General features: G+C 46.0%; 14 protein-coding genes and 1 pseudogene. 3 read left to right on the forward strand and 12 right to left on the reverse strand.

The annotated features are described in order from the left end of the window. Window positions 1–142: 142 nt before the first annotated feature. Window positions 143–1,426, reverse strand: a complete 1,284-nt coding sequence (locus RMO35_RS20920) for a lipid-A-disaccharide synthase (RefSeq protein WP_309743880.1) — start codon at window positions 1,424–1,426, stop codon at window positions 143–145. A 191-nt stretch (window positions 1,427–1,617) separates the two neighbouring features. Between RMO35_RS20920 and RMO35_RS20925 the strand changes: the two genes are divergently transcribed. Then, on the forward strand, window positions 1,618–2,643 hold the full coding sequence (locus RMO35_RS20925; RefSeq protein ID WP_309743883.1) for a hypothetical protein: 1,026 nt from the start codon (window positions 1,618–1,620) through the stop codon (window positions 2,641–2,643). Between the two features lie 240 nt (window positions 2,644–2,883). Here the strand turns inward: RMO35_RS20925 and tsf are convergent, their stop codons facing one another. From tsf to RMO35_RS20955, 6 genes are all read right to left on the reverse strand, one after another. Then, a complete protein-coding gene (tsf, locus tag RMO35_RS20930) occupies window positions 2,884–3,828 on the reverse strand; it encodes a translation elongation factor Ts (RefSeq protein ID WP_309743887.1) in 945 nt (314 codons plus the stop codon). A gap of 233 nt (window positions 3,829–4,061) precedes the next feature. Next, window positions 4,062–4,856 (reverse strand): 30S ribosomal protein S2, encoded by a 795-nt coding sequence (rpsB, locus tag RMO35_RS20935; RefSeq protein ID WP_309743888.1) that lies wholly within the window; start codon window positions 4,854–4,856, stop codon window positions 4,062–4,064. A gap of 229 nt (window positions 4,857–5,085) precedes the next feature. Further along, the gene (locus RMO35_RS20940) at window positions 5,086–5,316 is read right to left on the reverse strand and encodes a hypothetical protein (protein WP_396135707.1); all 231 of its coding nucleotides are present in this window, start codon (window positions 5,314–5,316) and stop codon (window positions 5,086–5,088) included. A 101-nt stretch (window positions 5,317–5,417) separates the two neighbouring features. Further along, the gene (locus RMO35_RS20945; RefSeq protein WP_309743890.1) at window positions 5,418–6,644 is read right to left on the reverse strand and encodes an NAD(P)/FAD-dependent oxidoreductase; all 1,227 of its coding nucleotides are present in this window, start codon (window positions 6,642–6,644) and stop codon (window positions 5,418–5,420) included. Between the two features lie 213 nt (window positions 6,645–6,857). Next, the gene (locus RMO35_RS20950) at window positions 6,858–7,409 is read right to left on the reverse strand and encodes a thioredoxin family protein (RefSeq protein ID WP_309743892.1); all 552 of its coding nucleotides are present in this window, start codon (window positions 7,407–7,409) and stop codon (window positions 6,858–6,860) included. 4 nt (window positions 7,410–7,413) lie between these two features. Then, the gene (locus RMO35_RS20955) at window positions 7,414–7,590 is read right to left on the reverse strand and encodes a hypothetical protein (protein ID WP_309743894.1); all 177 of its coding nucleotides are present in this window, start codon (window positions 7,588–7,590) and stop codon (window positions 7,414–7,416) included. Between RMO35_RS20955 and RMO35_RS20960 the strand changes: the two genes are divergently transcribed. Then, window positions 7,581–8,216, forward strand: coding sequence for a sigma-70 family RNA polymerase sigma factor (locus RMO35_RS20960; RefSeq protein ID WP_309743895.1), 636 nt, complete (start codon window positions 7,581–7,583; stop codon window positions 8,214–8,216). The two genes, RMO35_RS20955 and RMO35_RS20960, sit on opposite strands and share 10 nt — an antisense overlap. A 20-nt stretch (window positions 8,217–8,236) precedes the next feature. Here the strand turns inward: RMO35_RS20960 and RMO35_RS20965 are convergent, their stop codons facing one another. The 5 genes from RMO35_RS20965 to RMO35_RS20985 all read right to left on the reverse strand — a co-directional run bounded on the left by RMO35_RS20965 (window position 8,237) and on the right by RMO35_RS20985 (window position 14,684). Then, window positions 8,237–8,989 (reverse strand): peptidylprolyl isomerase, encoded by a 753-nt coding sequence (locus RMO35_RS20965; protein ID WP_309743901.1) that lies wholly within the window; start codon window positions 8,987–8,989, stop codon window positions 8,237–8,239. Window positions 8,990–9,065: 76 nt separating this feature from the next. Beyond that, on the reverse strand, window positions 9,066–9,818 hold the full coding sequence (locus RMO35_RS20970) for an HlyD family efflux transporter periplasmic adaptor subunit (RefSeq protein WP_309743903.1): 753 nt from the start codon (window positions 9,816–9,818) through the stop codon (window positions 9,066–9,068). A 108-nt stretch (window positions 9,819–9,926) separates the two neighbouring features. After that, complete coding sequence (locus RMO35_RS20975) at window positions 9,927–11,195, reverse strand: response regulator (RefSeq protein ID WP_309743905.1); 1,269 nt, start codon at window positions 11,193–11,195, stop codon at window positions 9,927–9,929. A gap of 60 nt (window positions 11,196–11,255) precedes the next feature. Next, window positions 11,256–14,048: a peptidase domain-containing ABC transporter gene (locus RMO35_RS20980; protein ID WP_309743907.1), complete on the reverse strand. Its 2,793-nt coding sequence runs from the start codon at window positions 14,046–14,048 to the stop codon at window positions 11,256–11,258. Between the two features lie 84 nt (window positions 14,049–14,132). Further along, window positions 14,133–14,684, reverse strand: a complete 552-nt coding sequence (locus tag RMO35_RS20985; RefSeq protein ID WP_309743909.1) for a helix-turn-helix domain-containing protein — start codon at window positions 14,682–14,684, stop codon at window positions 14,133–14,135. Between the two features lie 337 nt (window positions 14,685–15,021). Between RMO35_RS20985 and RMO35_RS20990 the strand changes: the two are divergent. After that, window positions 15,022–15,763 (forward strand): annotated as a pseudogene (locus RMO35_RS20990) (aminoglycoside phosphotransferase family protein); the annotation flags it as partial.

The following is a 15,763-nucleotide window of genomic DNA, read 5'->3' on the forward strand; positions in this document are numbered from 1 at the left end:
GATACTTAACTCAAAGCACCAGTCAAATTTATAGATGTCCGGAACGATGTTTATAGTTTGGCTGGTGCTTTTTGGCTCTACCCGACCTAAAGATTCTTGCGCTGAGCAAATTCCAGATTAAGCTTTCTAGAAGAGACTAGCGTTACTCTACCAGACCAGCAACGACCGCAGCTAATTTATCAGCAGCCCCCGCCGCCCCACGCACCTGCCGTAACTCTGCCTTCATCTCGGCTAACTTTTCAGGATGTTCGAGATAATCGAGCGTAAAATTAGCAACGGTTTTTGCATCCAGACGACCCAATAATTCCGGCACGATCTCGCGTTGCTGCGCCCAAATATTCGGCCATGATAACTTGCGATCGCGAAACTTATAGTACAAAATTGAATTGATAATTTTGGCGATCGGCGTACCGACTACAGGTAAATTAACCAAGATCCCTAACGCCCCATCCCAGGCGCGCATGGCGTCTATTTGTTGCGTCGCAATCAAAACTATCATCGGCACCCCTAACGCGCCTAATTCAGCCGTATTTGCCCCGATCGTCGTCAGACACAGCGTACACTGGGAGAGTAAATCGTGGGCGGGAAATTCAGTGTGGAGTGAAACTGTCAATCCCTTACTAGTTTTGAGATATGGCTGGTTGCCATCATGTTCTAAAGTTGCAGTTGCACCATTGACGAGGGCAATGACCGGATTCTTGGTAGGATCGGCATAGCTGGCTAGGGTAGCCAGATCGAGCGTCGGCGCGACCGGAATGGCAAATTTGACACGGGGATTAGTCGCTTGAATATATTCGGCGATCGCGAGCATCAATGGCAAGCCCATCCCTAATTTTGCGGACTTAGAACCCGGTAATAATCCAATGAGAATATCCGCGTTGGCGGCAGGATTTGGTTCGGGATCGATCGCGTTTTGACTCTCAACCATTAAGTCACCCACGATCGTAAATCGATCGAGATATTGCGGCTGGACTTTAGCCATCACTTCCGCATTCATCACCGCAAATCGATCGATTAAATTATGCCAGCGGGCGTCCCATTCGGCATAGACGACGGTTTGATACCCCAATCGTTGGCCAATTACCACCGGGAAAAACTGATCGCCACCAAGAAAGATAATGATCCCTTTGCTCCGCCAATCCCAACCATTGGCAGTTTTACCCCACACTAAAAAATTGGTAAAGTGTTCGGCACCCTGGACTCGATCGATCTCTGGATAACTTGCCAAAATTTGGACTTCTTTACCACTAGCATTCGGACATGGGGACAAGATTGCCGAAATCCTGACTCTGGCTATGTCTGCAACCAATTCCGCGCGCAATGCTCGCACTACCGGACGTACCCAGGTTGTGACCTCGCCAGGGCCATTGGAGAGGATAATGATATCGATTGGCTGGATGGTGTCGGGCATGTTTGAGTCTAGCATTTAGGAAAATCCTAGCGCGAGTTGACATCATTCGATCGCTTATTGTTTTGTCGAGCGCGATTGAACGATTGCATCGCCTGGATCTCAAGATCGATAGTCGATCGTCAAAAGTATCCTCGATTGCGTAAAACATCACACCATCGATCGATGCGATTGCGAGAAGATAGTGCCAGTCGTTTTTGCTCGATCGAATGCACAAGATTCCTGACTGGTATATTCTCCCAAGTGCTGCGTATACGATTAGTCGAAAGCAAATCAAACATTATAATTTTTCGGATAAGCGACCAGAAAATGGTGATGTCGTCTATGGCAAAATCACCCGCCTCGGTCAACATACCGAACTTGAAAATAAGTCAGGGAGAATTCATCGCCTTAATGAAGGTTCGACGGCGATCTTTGTATTTGGCAATCGCTATGCGCCGGATTTTTATGAGGGCACGATTCCCCAATCGATGGAACCCAAAGTCGATTTGTTAGCTCGATCGGGTATTATCGGTCAGGTTCAAGTCAAAAATTCATCAGTTAAAGAACCTACTCAAGTTAAAATTCTGGGTTATATCTGCGACTCTAATGGTGAAGTCGTAAATACGCGTAACTATTCATTAATTAGCCCTAAGAAAACCGAAAAGAAAGAAGATCGATCGAAGCTAATCTTATTTATTGGTACTAGTATGAACTCTGGTAAGAGTACTAGTGCTACGGCTTGTTGTTGGGCATTGACGACGATGGGATATGACGTGCGTGCCTCGAAAGTGACTGGTACCGCTAGCCTCAAAGATATTTTACACATGCAGGATGCGGGAGCCTCGATCGTCAATGATTTTACCCATTTTGGCTATCCATCTACTTATCTATTAGCAGAGAAGGAAGTAGTCAAAATCTTCAATGATTTAGATCTCAAATATGCTAATAATCCTAAAAATTATTGGTGTGTTGAATTAGCTGATGGAATTCTCCAGCGAGAAACAGCATTATTACTCAAGTCTCCAGACGTGCGATCGCGGATTCACAAGCTCATCTTTGCCGCTCCCGATACTTTTGGAGCGATTGGCGGATTGAATATCCTCAAGCATGAATTTGGGCTAGTTCCTGATGCGATTTCTGGTGTCTGTTCGAGTTCGCCACTATTTTTGCGCGAATTGTCTGAATTTACGGATATTCCTGTTTTTAATAATATCGATTATGATTTAAAACAACTATCTGAACTATTAATTTAATCGCTATCTATAGTAAGTAGGTAGGTACAATTATTTATAAAATAGATTCTGCCTGAAACATAGATGGTGGGCAGTGCCCACCCTACGAAATATCTGTCTGTAGTATGTCAAGTTAAGATCTTTAGAGCGCTACTAATAGACTAATAGATACCCGACTTCTTGAAGAAGTCGGAGATCTGTTCCAACTAAAAAAGATAGGTCTAAATCTAGACCTATCCCAATTATTTACTTTACTTGAAATTACATTTTGCCCATTTGAGCGGCAACTTCAGCAGCGAAATCAGATTCTACTTTCTCGATCCCTTCACCGAGAATAAAGCGTGTGAACCGACTAACGGTAATACCTTCACCTAACTGTTTAGCCGTTTGTCCGATTAACTCAGTGACAGAAATATTCTGATCCTTAATGTAGGGTTGATCTAATAAGGTCATTTCTTTGAGTCGCTTGTCGATGCGTCCTTGGACGATCTTTTCTTTGATGTTGTCGGGTTTATTGGCAATATCATCGCGTCCCATTTCAATTTCTTTTTCCTTGCTCGCGATCGCTTCAGGAATTTCACCGACATTGATATACTCAACGTTGGGACAAGCCGCAACTTGCATTGCCAAGTTCCGTGCTAAAGCTTTGAAATCGTCGCTCTCGGCAACTTTTGCAGATGCACAGTCGAGTTCGATCAAGACACCAACGCGTCCGCCAGTGTGGATGTAGCAATCGACAGCACCTTCGGTCCCCGCTGCAATTTGATAGTTAGCCAAGCGGCGCACATTCAGATTTTCCCCAATTCTAGCAATTGCCAGTTTGAGAGCGGCATCTACAGTAATACTGGCATCGGCAGCATAAGGTTGAGCCATTAGTGCTTCAACGCTATCTGCGCTAATCGCCTGTTTGCTCAAGCTCTGTGCTAAAGCTTTGAAATCATCATTCCGCGCTACGAAGTCAGTCTGACAGTTGAGTTCGATTAGTACGCCAGCTTTACCATCAGCTTGAGTAAAATTTTCTACCAAGCCTTCAGCCGTAATTCGATCGCTTTTTTTATCAGCTTTAATTGCGCCGGATTTCCGCAACCAGTCTGCTGCTGCTTCGAGATCGCCACTGGTTTCAGTGAGTGCTTTCTTGCATTCCATCATTGGTGCGTCGGTTTTTTTCCGCAGCTCTTGCACCATCTTTGCAGTTATTTCAGCCATTTTTCTTTATCTGTATTCGAGATGGTTGTGGGTAGATATGTAGCAGGGTAAAGGGTAGCGATTCGCGCTCGCAGATCGAGACAAGGGGTAAAGGGTAAAGGGTAAATAAAAGTATTTACTCTTTTTTGCCCTTAAACCTTTGGTCGGTAAGCGATAGCCCAACTGCTCCCTTTACCCCAATACCACTTAATTAAGTGATGAGTACAAAAATCTTTGACACCCAATACCTAATTCTAGCCTTCGCCGCCTTCCTCGCTAGCAACTTCCGCAAATTCGCCTTCTTCCTCGAAGTCGTCTTCTACGTCTTCATAGCCGTCGTAAGGATCGACATCGGCACCTTCGAGTTGACCGTGACGACCTTCATAGATCGCATCGGCAAGTTTACCGAGGATGAGTTTGACGGAGCGAATTGCATCGTCATTGGCGGGGATAGCTACATCAACCAAGTCGGGGTCGCAGTTGGTATCCAACAGTGATACGATCGGAATATTCAGCTTTTGGCATTCCAACATCGCGTTATATTCCCGTCGTTGATCGACGACAATGACGATATCGGGTACTTTTCGCATATTCTTGATCCCACCCAGATATTTCTGGAGTTTAGCCATTTCCCGTCGCAGGACGGAGGCTTCTTTCTTGGGTAACAGATCCAACGCGCCGCTGTTTTCGCGACGTTCGAGATCCTTCAAGCGTTCGACGCGAGTTTTGATCGTCGTCCAGTTGGTGAGCATTCCCCCCAACCACCGTTGGTTGATGTAGGCTGCACCACACCGACTCGCTTCTTGAGCGATGATGCCTGCTGCTTGACGTTTGGTACCGACAAATAGAAACCGTTTGCCTTGTTCGGCGGCTGTCCGCATGTAAACATAAGCTTCTTCCATCAACTGGGCGGTTTGCACCAAGTCGATGATATGTACGCCGTTGCGCGCAGTGAAGATGAAGGGAGCCATTTTGGGGTTCCACCGTCTGGTTTGGTGTCCAAAGTGAACGCCAGACTCCATCATTTGCGCCAAGGTTACTACTGGCATAAGATTCTTTACTCCTAATCGGGTTTATCCTCCATCCAGGCTGTATTTCATTGTGAAACACCCGAATCCCTGAATGTGCGAATTTTTAGACAACCTTTTTATCTTAGCAAATTTTGGGGCAAATAGCCTTAGATCTTGGATTAAAACAAAGTTACTGGTTTTTTAGTGGATGGTGAATAGTGGATAGTGCGTTTTTGGGTCGCGGCAAATAACCTACTCTGGATGGAAGTTATTGATTGACGATCGAATTAGATACCAATAAAAAAAGGAGAGAATCATGATTCTCTCCTTTCTTATTTTGACCTTGGCTGTTGCCGTCGCCGTTGCTTTGGTCTTTGAGTTTTTGCCGGAGCATTTGAGTCCGTTTTTTGAGCTGGCGTTGACGTGCCGAACCACCTTTACCCTTATCATTTCTCCCTTCTTTACGGGGGGATTCCCAACGCTTGAGCCGCTGTGACATATAGTTTGCTAGCAATCTGTCTCTCTATAGTAGCAATTCAGTCACTCGATCGCAATCAGAAATCCATTACCTCTTACCTCTTACCTTTTACCCATTACCTCTTACCCCTCCCCCATCGCCATCCCCGCCAAATATCCCGTAGTCCAAGCACTCTGAAAATTGAAGCCACCCGTCACGCCATCGATATCCAGAATTTCTCCCGCAAAATACAGCCCCGGACAAATCTTACTTTCCATCGTTTGAAAATTCACTGACTTGAGATCGACACCGCCACAGGTAACGAATTCTTCCTTAAAGACACCCTTGCCTGTAATCTGATATTCACCGCGATTGAGTTCTTGAATCAACCTGTCGAGTGTTTTATTTGCCAATCCTGCCCACCTGTCGCTCGCTTGAATGCCGATGTGACTCGTCAGCGATTCCCATAAGCGATGAGGAATCGGCACGGGGCAGCTATTTTGAATGGTTTTTTGGGGTAATTGAGACTTGACGGCGAGGATGAGTTCGCGCAATTTATCGGGGCGGTATTCTGGCAACCAATCGACGATCAAGGTAGTTTTGTAGCGAGCTTCTGCTAGCAATCTCGCGCCCCAGGATGATAACTTTAGCACTGCGGGGCCGCTGACACCCCAATGGGTAATCAATAATGCACCTGTTTGAGTTAAAGCATTTTTACCTGTGGTAGCGAGTTTGACGGTGGCAGATTTGACGCTGACACCAGCTAGGTTTGTCAGGCGCGGATCGGGGATATTGAAGGTAAATAGGGATGGTACTGGTGTAGCAAGTGGATGTCCCAATTGTTGCGCCCACTTATGAGCGCTAGGATTGCTCCCGGTGGCTAGCAATACGCGATCGGCTGTAAGTACCTGCCCAGATTTGAGGCTGACATGCCACCCAGCGGGCTGCTGAGGGGCGATCTCGGCGACGGCTTCACCAGTCCAGATTTTGACGCCAGCGGCTGCTGCTGCGTCCATCAGGCACCGGACGATCGTGTCTGAGTCGTCGGTAGTCGGAAACATCCGCCCATCGGCTTCGGTTTTGAGCTTGACGCCGCGATCGGCATACCAAGCTACGGTATCTTGGGGCTGGAAGCGGGTAAAAGCACCCCGCAGGGCTTTGTGCCCGCGCGGATAGTACTGGACTAGTTGAGTAGGCTCGAAGCAGGCGTGGGTGACGTTACAGCGCCCACCGCCGGAGATTTTGACTTTGGCGAGGGGGTATTTTCCAGCTTCGAGGAGGGTGACGCGGGTATCGGGATGGGTTTGGGCGCAGGTGATGGCGGCGAAGAAGCCAGCGGCACCGCCGCCGATGATGATGATTTGGGGCACGGGTGGGGGTGTGGGGACGGGGGGACGGGGGGACTGGCGAGACTGGGGGACTGGGGGAGTTAGTGAGATGCGGAGATCTACCCACCCCGCCCTGTCGGGCACCCCTGTCTTGAAAAGGTGCTCTACTTGGGGAAACCCCAAGACCGCACTTTTCGCTCCGAGGAGGGGATTTTATTTCCTAAAGCCTAAAGCCTAATTCCTAAAGCCTAATTCCTATGCTCCATGTGCGCGGGGATCTTCATTACTGCCGCTGGGGACTACTTTGGGTGTGAATTTGGAGACTTCTCCGGCTGTGGTGGTGTCGGTGAGGGCGGTTCCGGCGATGAGGTCGGTAAGTTTTGATGTTAATATTTGGCGGGGCTGTTCGCCGATGGCTTGGGCGAGGACGGTGCCTTTGTTATCGAAGAAGACAAAGTGGGGAATTCCATCGACGCGGTATTTGGTGACTTCGGGGAGCCATTTGGTATTATCGACGTTGAGCATGGAGAAATTGATGCGATCGCCAAATTGGGATTTGATCGCGGCGAGATCTGGTGCCATTGCTTGACAACTGGTACACCAGTCAGCATAAAATTCCATTAGTGTCGGTTTACCATTGCTAAGGGCGATGTCGATCGGTTGGGATTGTTTGGCTTGACCTTCGAGACTATCGGTAAAGTTTTGGGCGCGAATGCCTAAAACAAGTGCAACGGATAGCAAGATCGCGATCGAGACGATTGCAAAGTTACGCAGCCGTTGGGGTGCAGAGCTAGATTCCATTGCCATAAATTTAAAATTTAATAATAGTCTGTAAGCTAAATATATCGTGGAGTTTGGGAGTGAGGTAAAACTCAGTCCGATCGGTTGGCGATCGGGTGATACACTGGCAGCTATGTGTCTTTTTAGTCGCTAGTAGATCGATACCGATCGCTGTTAAACTGTCAACCAATCCGATCGATGTTGTCAATCCCTACCTTCCCCGAAGCCAATCGCGAGATCTTAAGAGAGCTAACTGATTATAGCGATCGAGATTTAGTTAGTTTGCATCAGTTACATCCCGAACAGGGTAAATTTTTTACAGCTTTGTTTTGTCGCTATGGGGCGATCGTGCATAGTGTTGTTCAACATGCGGTTGAGTCTCAGGCTCAAGCTGATTATTTATTTGCGATCGCGTGGCGACAGATTTTTGAGGAACTCGCTCGTGTTAAGTTATCGGCAGATTCTTACGCGACTAATTGGCAAAACTGGCTGATTGACATTACTGGTAACACGATCGATCGGATTGAGGTGCCACCAGCAGATCGAATTCGCTATGATTTAGAGGCTGCGTCACCACCTTTAAGATGTTATCTCGAACGGGCACTCGATCGAATGCCCCCGCTCTCCCGGCTGATCGTGGTGATGAATCAAAGTCTCAAGTGGGACGAACACAAGATCTGTGCGTATCTGCAAGGTGAGGGGCAACAAATTCCCGCAGCTAGCATTCCCCACTACTTGGCGGAGGGTTATCAACAATTAACAGCGGCTGTTCCTGAAGATATCTGTGATATCTATCTCTATCATCGCGAGCTAAATATCGCATCGGAGAGTTAATTGAGGCTCAAGCCTATGCCCTAGCGAAGTTGATGCTGAGGATGAGAATCCATTATTTCTGCTAACCACCGATCGAATAATTCGGTCAAGATTTGCTGGTGGAGTTGCTCGTCCAATTTTGGTTCGACGATCTCTTCAACTTGAATCAGATGCACGCCCACTGCGGTGACGATGGGCTTGAGTAATTGAGGAGGTGTTGTGGCAAAGACGGCAGCGGATATTTCGGGGCGGAGTTGTTTGCGTCCGACTCTACCAACATATCCACCGCGTCGTCGCAATTCGGTGAGGGGGATATATTGCTGCGCCACATCAGCAAAGTTGAGATCGCCTTCTTGGAGTGAGTAATAAATCTCCATTGCCAGCTCGTAGTCTTCGAGAATTACCTCATAGATTACAGCACCGCTGTAGTCTAGTAAGTTTTGGTAAAATAATTGCTCGACTCGATCGCCGAATAAGTGTTCGGCAAGTCGATCGGATAATAGATCTTGAGTAATCAAATCTTCAAAATCGTCCAGCGTTAACAACCTTTCAGCCAGCCATTTTTGGGTGGCTGCGGCACTTTCAAGTTGATTGACTACCCGAAAGCGATCGGCGGCGGTTTGAAGGTCTTCGATCGTCGGGCTAATGCCAGCTTTGGCAACTTGCTGTTCGATAATTTTTCTGCGAAAAATACCGCGCATTAATTCGGGCATCTTGCCTGAGAGTTTAGCTTCATAAATCAAATCTCGATCGCTAATTTTTGAATTTAAATCGGTAGTTGTCTTGGCGGTCATAAATTAAATGTTAGATCGATCTAAATGAATAACTCACGCGAATAAATATTTAAAGGTCAGAACTGCAACTGTAAAATTAGCGATCTCCACTACTGAGTTTTTTGAAAGGATCGAGGAGAAAGTCAATAATGCGGCGGTTGCGAATCACGATTTCGGCGGTTGCTGGTTGACCTGACTTAAATGGAATACACTTTTGCTCGTGTCGGATACAACTTTGTCCTAATTGTACTTCGATTTCATAGTTAGCTACGCGCGAGCCTTGGGGAGTTTGGCTGAGTTTGGAGTTGGGCGCGATCCAGATCAATTTTCCTTTGACAACATCATAACTTTCAAAGGGGAATTCATCAAACTTGAGTTTGACCTCTTTTTGGATGGTGCTAGTCCGCAGGGATTCACTCTCAGTGGCAGGGATTTCGCCCTTGAAGACTAGTCCGCTAGTATCTGCGGCAATCTCGGCCAGGAGTTGCTTGGGTTGGACGACAGCGCCCTCTCGATCGATCGGTAATTCAAAAATTGTGCCGTCAGTATTGGCGTGGATTGTATATTTTTGCAATTGCTGGGTGAGGAAGTTGCCTTGGGCGCGATCGCGGGCGATTTCAGACTGAAGGGTGGCAATTTGACTCTGAATTTCTTTAGACTGTTGCTCGGTTTTTAATACAGCAATGTTTCCACCCTTAGTTAAGCTTTGATAGCCACGTTGTTGCTCGGTAAATCGGAGTTTTGCCTGAGCGATATCGGACTGAGTACGCGCGATCGTCCCCTGATAAATTTGTTGCTGTTCGGCAAGTCGGAGATTGGCTTGTTCGATGTCTGCCCGACTTTGTTGCAAGAGTTTTTGATAGTTTTCTCGTTGTTCGGTTGCGCGTAGTTTTGACTGGGTTAAACTTGCTAATGCTTGGGTGAAGAGTTGTTTTTTTTATAGGGATAAACTTGCGACTTATTTAGCTTTAACTTCTGAGATCGCCCCTGTTTGATAAAGTTTTTGATAGCGTTTTTCCTCATTTTGAGCATCTTTAAAGCGATTTTGGGCGAGGATATAGTTAGTTTGGGCATCGACAATCGCTTGCTCGGCTTGACGGACTTGGGTGAGTTTTTCCGCTTTCTGGAGATTAGAGCTGGATTGGCGATCGATTAGAGTTTGTTGAGCTTGACGCAACTGCGCTAATTTCTCGGCAATTTGAGTTTGAGCGTTAGATTCTAGATTGCTAATAACTTGTTGTGCTTGAGCGATTAAGGCTTGTTTTTCGAGCAGTTGGGCTTGATTTTGCTGTTGCTGGGCATTCGTTCCCAGTCCAACTTGACTTTTAATTGCTAGTAAGCGATCGTATTGTTGCTGAGAGCCATTGAGTTTGAGTTGATTTTGATAGATTTGTTCGCGCACACTTTTGGCATCGAGCGCCATAATAATTTGTCCGGCTTTGACTCGATCGCCTTTTTTTACATATACTTTGAGGACGGATACACTACCTTCAATATCGGCTTCTCGCTTGATGGTATTGCCTTTAGATTCCAATCTGCCTCTGGCGGTACCGATTTCATCCATCCGATACAAGCACGCCCACGGGATGATAATTCCTAAAAATAATAGGAGCGAATATAATAATCCTCGCGTCCACGGCAAAGGCATCATATCGATTAATTCTCTGGCAGAATTCGACCAATCATGGAGCTTACTGAGGGTAGTCTGACTGACATTGGTGAATTTAGATAGATTTCCATCTACATCGGTACTTGAATACTCTCCTATTTGACGATCGAATCGATTTAATCCAACCACATTATCTCGTTTGCTCTTGGCTGTGAGATCGCGATCTTGATGAGCAGCTCGAATTTTATTAGCTATTTCTAGTTCGATATCAGCTTTAATTATATAGTCTTTCACACAAGGAGCTAGTTGAGTACTAACATCAGGAGTATTTTCGAGACTACTAACAATGATTACTTGAATGTGGGGATATTGTTGGGAAATAATTTTTGCTGTTTGAATGCCATCGAGTCCCGGCATATCGAGATCGAGTAAGATCGTATCAGGATCTAAATTATCGAGCTGTTCGAGGGCACTATCACCATCTGCGGCGATACCTACTACCTGAATATCTGGACAGGATTGCAGCACTGATTTGATTTTTTCGCGAACGACGCGGCGATCGTCTACTAGCAGTACTTTAATAATTGGTGGTGATTCTTGGCTAGGGATCGTCAGCATGACTTATTATATTTGAGTTCGATCTATTCAATTTGTGTGCGTAGCTTAATTCAAGACATACTATCCTTGAATAGTGACAATTTGTTGCTGATTTAGGTGATAGTATTTGCCGCGCTTTTCCATCAGTTGCTGATGATTGCCACTTTCAATCAATATGCCCTTATCAAGTACTAAAATTAGGTCGGCATTTTGAACTGTAGAGAGCCGATGAGCGATAATAATCGTACTGCGATCGCGGCGAATTTTTTCGAGATTGTGTTGAATGATTTGTTCGGATTCGGTATCTAAACTACTAGTTGCTTCATCAAATACGAGTAGTCGCGGATTATTTAATAATGCTCTCGCGATCGCGAGTCGCTGGCGTTGTCCGCCTGAGAGCATATTACCACCTTCACCGATTTCGGTGTCGTAGCCCATTGGCATCTTTTTAATGAATTCATCCGCGCCAGCTAGTTCCGCTGCTCGCTGAATTTCGGCGGAGCTAGCACCAGGTTTAGCGAGGGTGATATTAGTTTTGACGGTACCGCTAAATAGAAAGGTATCTTGATCGACAATCCCAACTTGAGATCGCAAGGAATGTAATGAAATAGTTGTCAGATCTTTGCCGTCGATCTCGATCGATCCAGCCGTAGGTTGATACAGCCCTAAAATCAATTTAGAGAGCGTTGTTTTACCAGAACCACTTCGACCGACTAGCGCGATCGTTTGTCCTGGTTGAATCTCAAAATTGATGTTCTCCAGGATATTATGTTCGGCATCCTTGTTGTATCTGAACGTGACATTTTTAAATTTGACATAGCCTTTAAGCTTATCGAGATTTTGCCGATGTGAATTGCGGTCTTCTTCAGGTTTAGCCTCAATTACGTCGCACAATCGCTCGATCGCAATCCCGACTTCTTGGATATTATTCCATAAACCCGCCAATCTCTGAAACGGACTAATCACATTTGCCGAGAGCATATTGAAGGCAAATAGTTGACCGATCGTGAATTCGCCAGAGATAACTAGCGATGCTCCCAGCCAAATTAAAACGGTGCTACTAATCGTATTAATTGCCGAACTTATCATCTGGATTTGAATGCCGACGATCTGACCGCGATAAGTTTGTTTAATTTCTTTATTTAGCCGTTCTTCCCAGTTCCAGCGGACGGATTTCTCGACGGACATCGACTTGATCGTCCGTACGCCGTTGAGCGCCTCGATCAGATAATTATTTTCAGCATTTGTCGCATTGAAAATCTCGCGTGACATCTTCTTCAACAGTGGCGTAGAAGCAAAAGTTAGGATCAAAAATGGTGGGATCGAGATCAGCGTTACTAGTGCTAACTTCCAACTGTAGATAAACATCAGCGTTGCATACACAAACACCGACATTAGATCGAGTAGTACACCCAAAGATTGCCCAGTAATAAAACTTTGAATCTTATGATTTTCTTGAATCCGCGAAATAATATCGCCCACGTGACGGGCATCAAAATAGCTCAAGGGCAAACTAAAAGTATGCCGAATAAAGCCAATTATTAGAGCCGCGTCGATCCGGTTGGCTGTCTGCGCCATCAGATATTGACGCAAGCCAGACATCGCGATCTGAAAAGCGCCAAAAATCAGTAATCCGACTCCAAAAGTAGCCAAACTACTACTAGATTTGTGAATGATAGCTCGATCGAGAATTAGTTGAGTGAAAAGGGGCGAGATCAGACCAAAAATCTGCAACACGATCGAAGCAACAAAGATCTCCGTAATTATGCGGCGGTGCGGTCTGACGAGTTGAAATAATTGCCAAAAATCGGTTGATTTCCCCTCGACTTTTTGGAGCGCGAGGGTTGGTTCGAGTAGTAAACAGAAACCCGTCCAATCTTGCAGAAATTCGCTCCGCGTCAATTTGCGCTGACCGATCGCCGGGTCGCAGATCGTAATATAGTCTGGGGTAATTTCAAATACCACCACATAATGATTGCCCTGCCAATGGAGGATGGCGGGGAGTTTTTGATTTGCCAATCGATCGAGACTAGCTTTGACGGGACGACTATTGAACCCCAAATTTTCGACCGCATTGGACAACCCTTTGAGCGATGCCCCATCCCGATTGACATACGCCAACTCCCGCAACCGATTGATATCGAACTCTTTACCCCAAAACCGCCCCACCATCACCACGCAGGCAGCACTGCAATCAGCGGCACTATGTTGGGCATAAAACGGGTAATTATGAGTGACTTTTTGCCACCATTGCCCCATCTTTTGACTGGGGGTGGGAAAATAGGCAGCTTTGAAACGATCGGTTGTAGCTGGCGGCGTGGGCTGCGGGTGAGACTCCGAGGCAATTGGTTCGGCAGGGCGGTGGCGATGAATGACTGGTGTCTGAAGTTGCAGTCCGCGTTGCGCTGCATGTAGCGCTGAAGGTTCGAGTTCGCCCTGAAGAATCGCTTCGAGATGCAGGGCGCGCTGGTGGAGATAGCGCTCGATTGTGGGGTACTGCTGCCACCAGGTTTCGACACAAGCTCGATCGAGATATCCTAAGAGTATTTCACTACCACCCACCACTAGCGCCGCCTTGGCAAGATAGGGACTCAGCTCTGTGGCTGGAAACAGCGTACTCGCCCCAAAGCTTTTACCGACAGTCAATGTCGCAATCCGATTACCTTGAAGGTCGAATAATCGGACTTTACCCGCCAGCACGATATAAATCCCCGGTCTTTCGTCGTTAGATTGCCAAAAATTCGTTCCAGGCACGATCGAAACGATCTGCATCTGCGCTTGGAGCTGTGCCAGCTCGCGGCTTGAGACTTCCGCTCCCAAAGCTTGACTGATGCTATCGATGGAAATTGATACCAGCGGCGGATTTTGAACCATGTGTTACCGAAAAATAATTAAATGAGACTGTGAAATTTTGATAAATTCGATCGTCGAACGAAGACTGCTGGAACCGCCAATCGGTTATTCTGGGTGCGTGTGACGATCGTATAAGTCAGCAATTACTAAATGATGCGATCTGACTTGCTGTTGTGGTTCGATCTCTACCCGCTCTGACTGATTGTCAACACCGATCTCGCCGATCAGCCGATTGATATGGCGGGCACTAACCCCGATGTTAAATTCTTGACACAAATGCTTGCTCAACCACTGACCCGTCCAGCGGGAGAAGGGATAGCCCAATTCTTTAGGGCTAGTCGCCACTAGCTGTTTGAGGCGGTTTAAGTAGTCAGACGTGACTGTTTTGGGACGGCCGATGGGTTGTGCTTGCCAAGTGTGAGCTTGTCCGGACTTCGCCATCAAGATCCAATGTCTGGCAGTCAGCGGCGAACAGCTCAGCAGCCGACAGATTTGGGTCTGCGTTTTGCCTTCATCCGCCAACAACATAATCTCGATCCGCTGTCGATATTCGGTAGTTGTTTCGATCTTGAGTTGCTTTTCGAGTAATTGACGTTGAAACTTGGTCAAATATTTGGTACGCAATTCTGCTCGATCGAATAGATTGATTTGAGTCATAATACTTTTGATAAACTCTTAATCTCAGCACATTTTAGGCGATTTTTCAATCTGTAACACTCGCACTTTACTATTTCTTAATTTTCATCTTCGTGCCGAACTATTTTTATACACTCGATCTACAATTTCGATACGCACGAATTTTTATTTTAAAATGTCATCAGCAAAAACGCTGAATCTTTAGAGCGTTTAGTATCCAAAAGATCGGATCGATGCCAAGCTATGTAGTAAAAACTATGACAATTTGCTTAAAAAGCTCTAGTTTATTTTAGGATGAACTAGAGCGATTATTCGGTCGCATTTGCAATCTAGCAATCCAATCAATCTCATTTATGATATGAAAATTATTTTAGATCGAAACAATATCTATGAATACTTAACCAGTATTGACTTTACTAGTATGAGCGGTCAAATATCGGTTATTAATGCTAAAAATTTAAATATTCTCATCGAGGTTGCTGACGATCGATATTTATTAGTCAAGCAAGAAATTCACGACGATTGCAATGAGAGCGAAGGCGAATTTTGGGCGGCTTGGCGGATCGATCGCTTAGTAAAACAATTTCCCGAATTTGATGCTAAAATCTCTACTTTCTTACCAAGAATATTACATTTCGATCCTGAGAACTCAATTCTGATCGTTGAATATGTTCGCGACTATATAGATCTATATCAGTATTATCTTCAGGAACGTCAGTTTCCGATTGCCATTCCTAAAGCGATCGGTCATTTGCTTGCCACGATTCATGCACAAACATTCGATCGGTTAGACTATCAGCATTTTCTAGATCCCGACTCCAATCGGCTAGAGTGGCAAGGGCAGACAGATCTACGCGAAAGTGGCGAACTAGATACCTCGTACACAGCCATCGATATTATCGAGCGCTTAGGAAGAATCACGCCGCAAGTTTTTGCCACCATGCCATTAGAATGCCTCCAATTTTTTAGACTTTACCAACGATTTCCCAGCTTGACACAAGCAATTGCCGATCTCGGGCGATCGATCGTTCCTAGTTGTTTGATTCATAACGATCTCAAACTAAATAATATCCTTCTCAACTTAAATTGGCAGAGTCCTG

The sequence above is a fragment of the Chamaesiphon sp. OTE_20_metabat_361 genome (assembly GCF_031364565.1).

Excerpts from the sequence above, each read along its gene's own strand:
- RMO35_RS20960 (WP_309743895.1), top strand. The coding sequence starts at position 7,581 with ATGTTGTCAATCCCTACCTTCCCCGAAGCCAATCGCGAGATCTTAAGA.
- RMO35_RS20985 (WP_309743909.1), bottom strand. The coding sequence starts at position 14,684 with ATGACTCAAATCAATCTATTCGATCGAGCAGAATTGCGTACCAAATAT.
- RMO35_RS20940 (WP_396135707.1), bottom strand. The coding sequence starts at position 5,316 with ATGTCACAGCGGCTCAAGCGTTGGGAATCCCCCCGTAAAGAAGGGAGA.
- rpsB (WP_309743888.1), bottom strand. The coding sequence starts at position 4,856 with ATGCCAGTAGTAACCTTGGCGCAAATGATGGAGTCTGGCGTTCACTTT.
- tsf (WP_309743887.1), bottom strand. The coding sequence starts at position 3,828 with ATGGCTGAAATAACTGCAAAGATGGTGCAAGAGCTGCGGAAAAAAACC.
- RMO35_RS20975 (WP_309743905.1), bottom strand. The coding sequence starts at position 11,195 with ATGCTGACGATCCCTAGCCAAGAATCACCACCAATTATTAAAGTACTG.
- RMO35_RS20920 (WP_309743880.1), bottom strand. The coding sequence starts at position 1,426 with ATGCTAGACTCAAACATGCCCGACACCATCCAGCCAATCGATATCATT.
- RMO35_RS20965 (WP_309743901.1), bottom strand. The coding sequence starts at position 8,989 with ATGACCGCCAAGACAACTACCGATTTAAATTCAAAAATTAGCGATCGA.
- RMO35_RS20950 (WP_309743892.1), bottom strand. The coding sequence starts at position 7,409 with ATGGCAATGGAATCTAGCTCTGCACCCCAACGGCTGCGTAACTTTGCA.
- RMO35_RS20980 (WP_309743907.1), bottom strand. The coding sequence starts at position 14,048 with ATGGTTCAAAATCCGCCGCTGGTATCAATTTCCATCGATAGCATCAGT.
- RMO35_RS20925 (WP_309743883.1), top strand. The coding sequence starts at position 1,618 with ATGCACAAGATTCCTGACTGGTATATTCTCCCAAGTGCTGCGTATACG.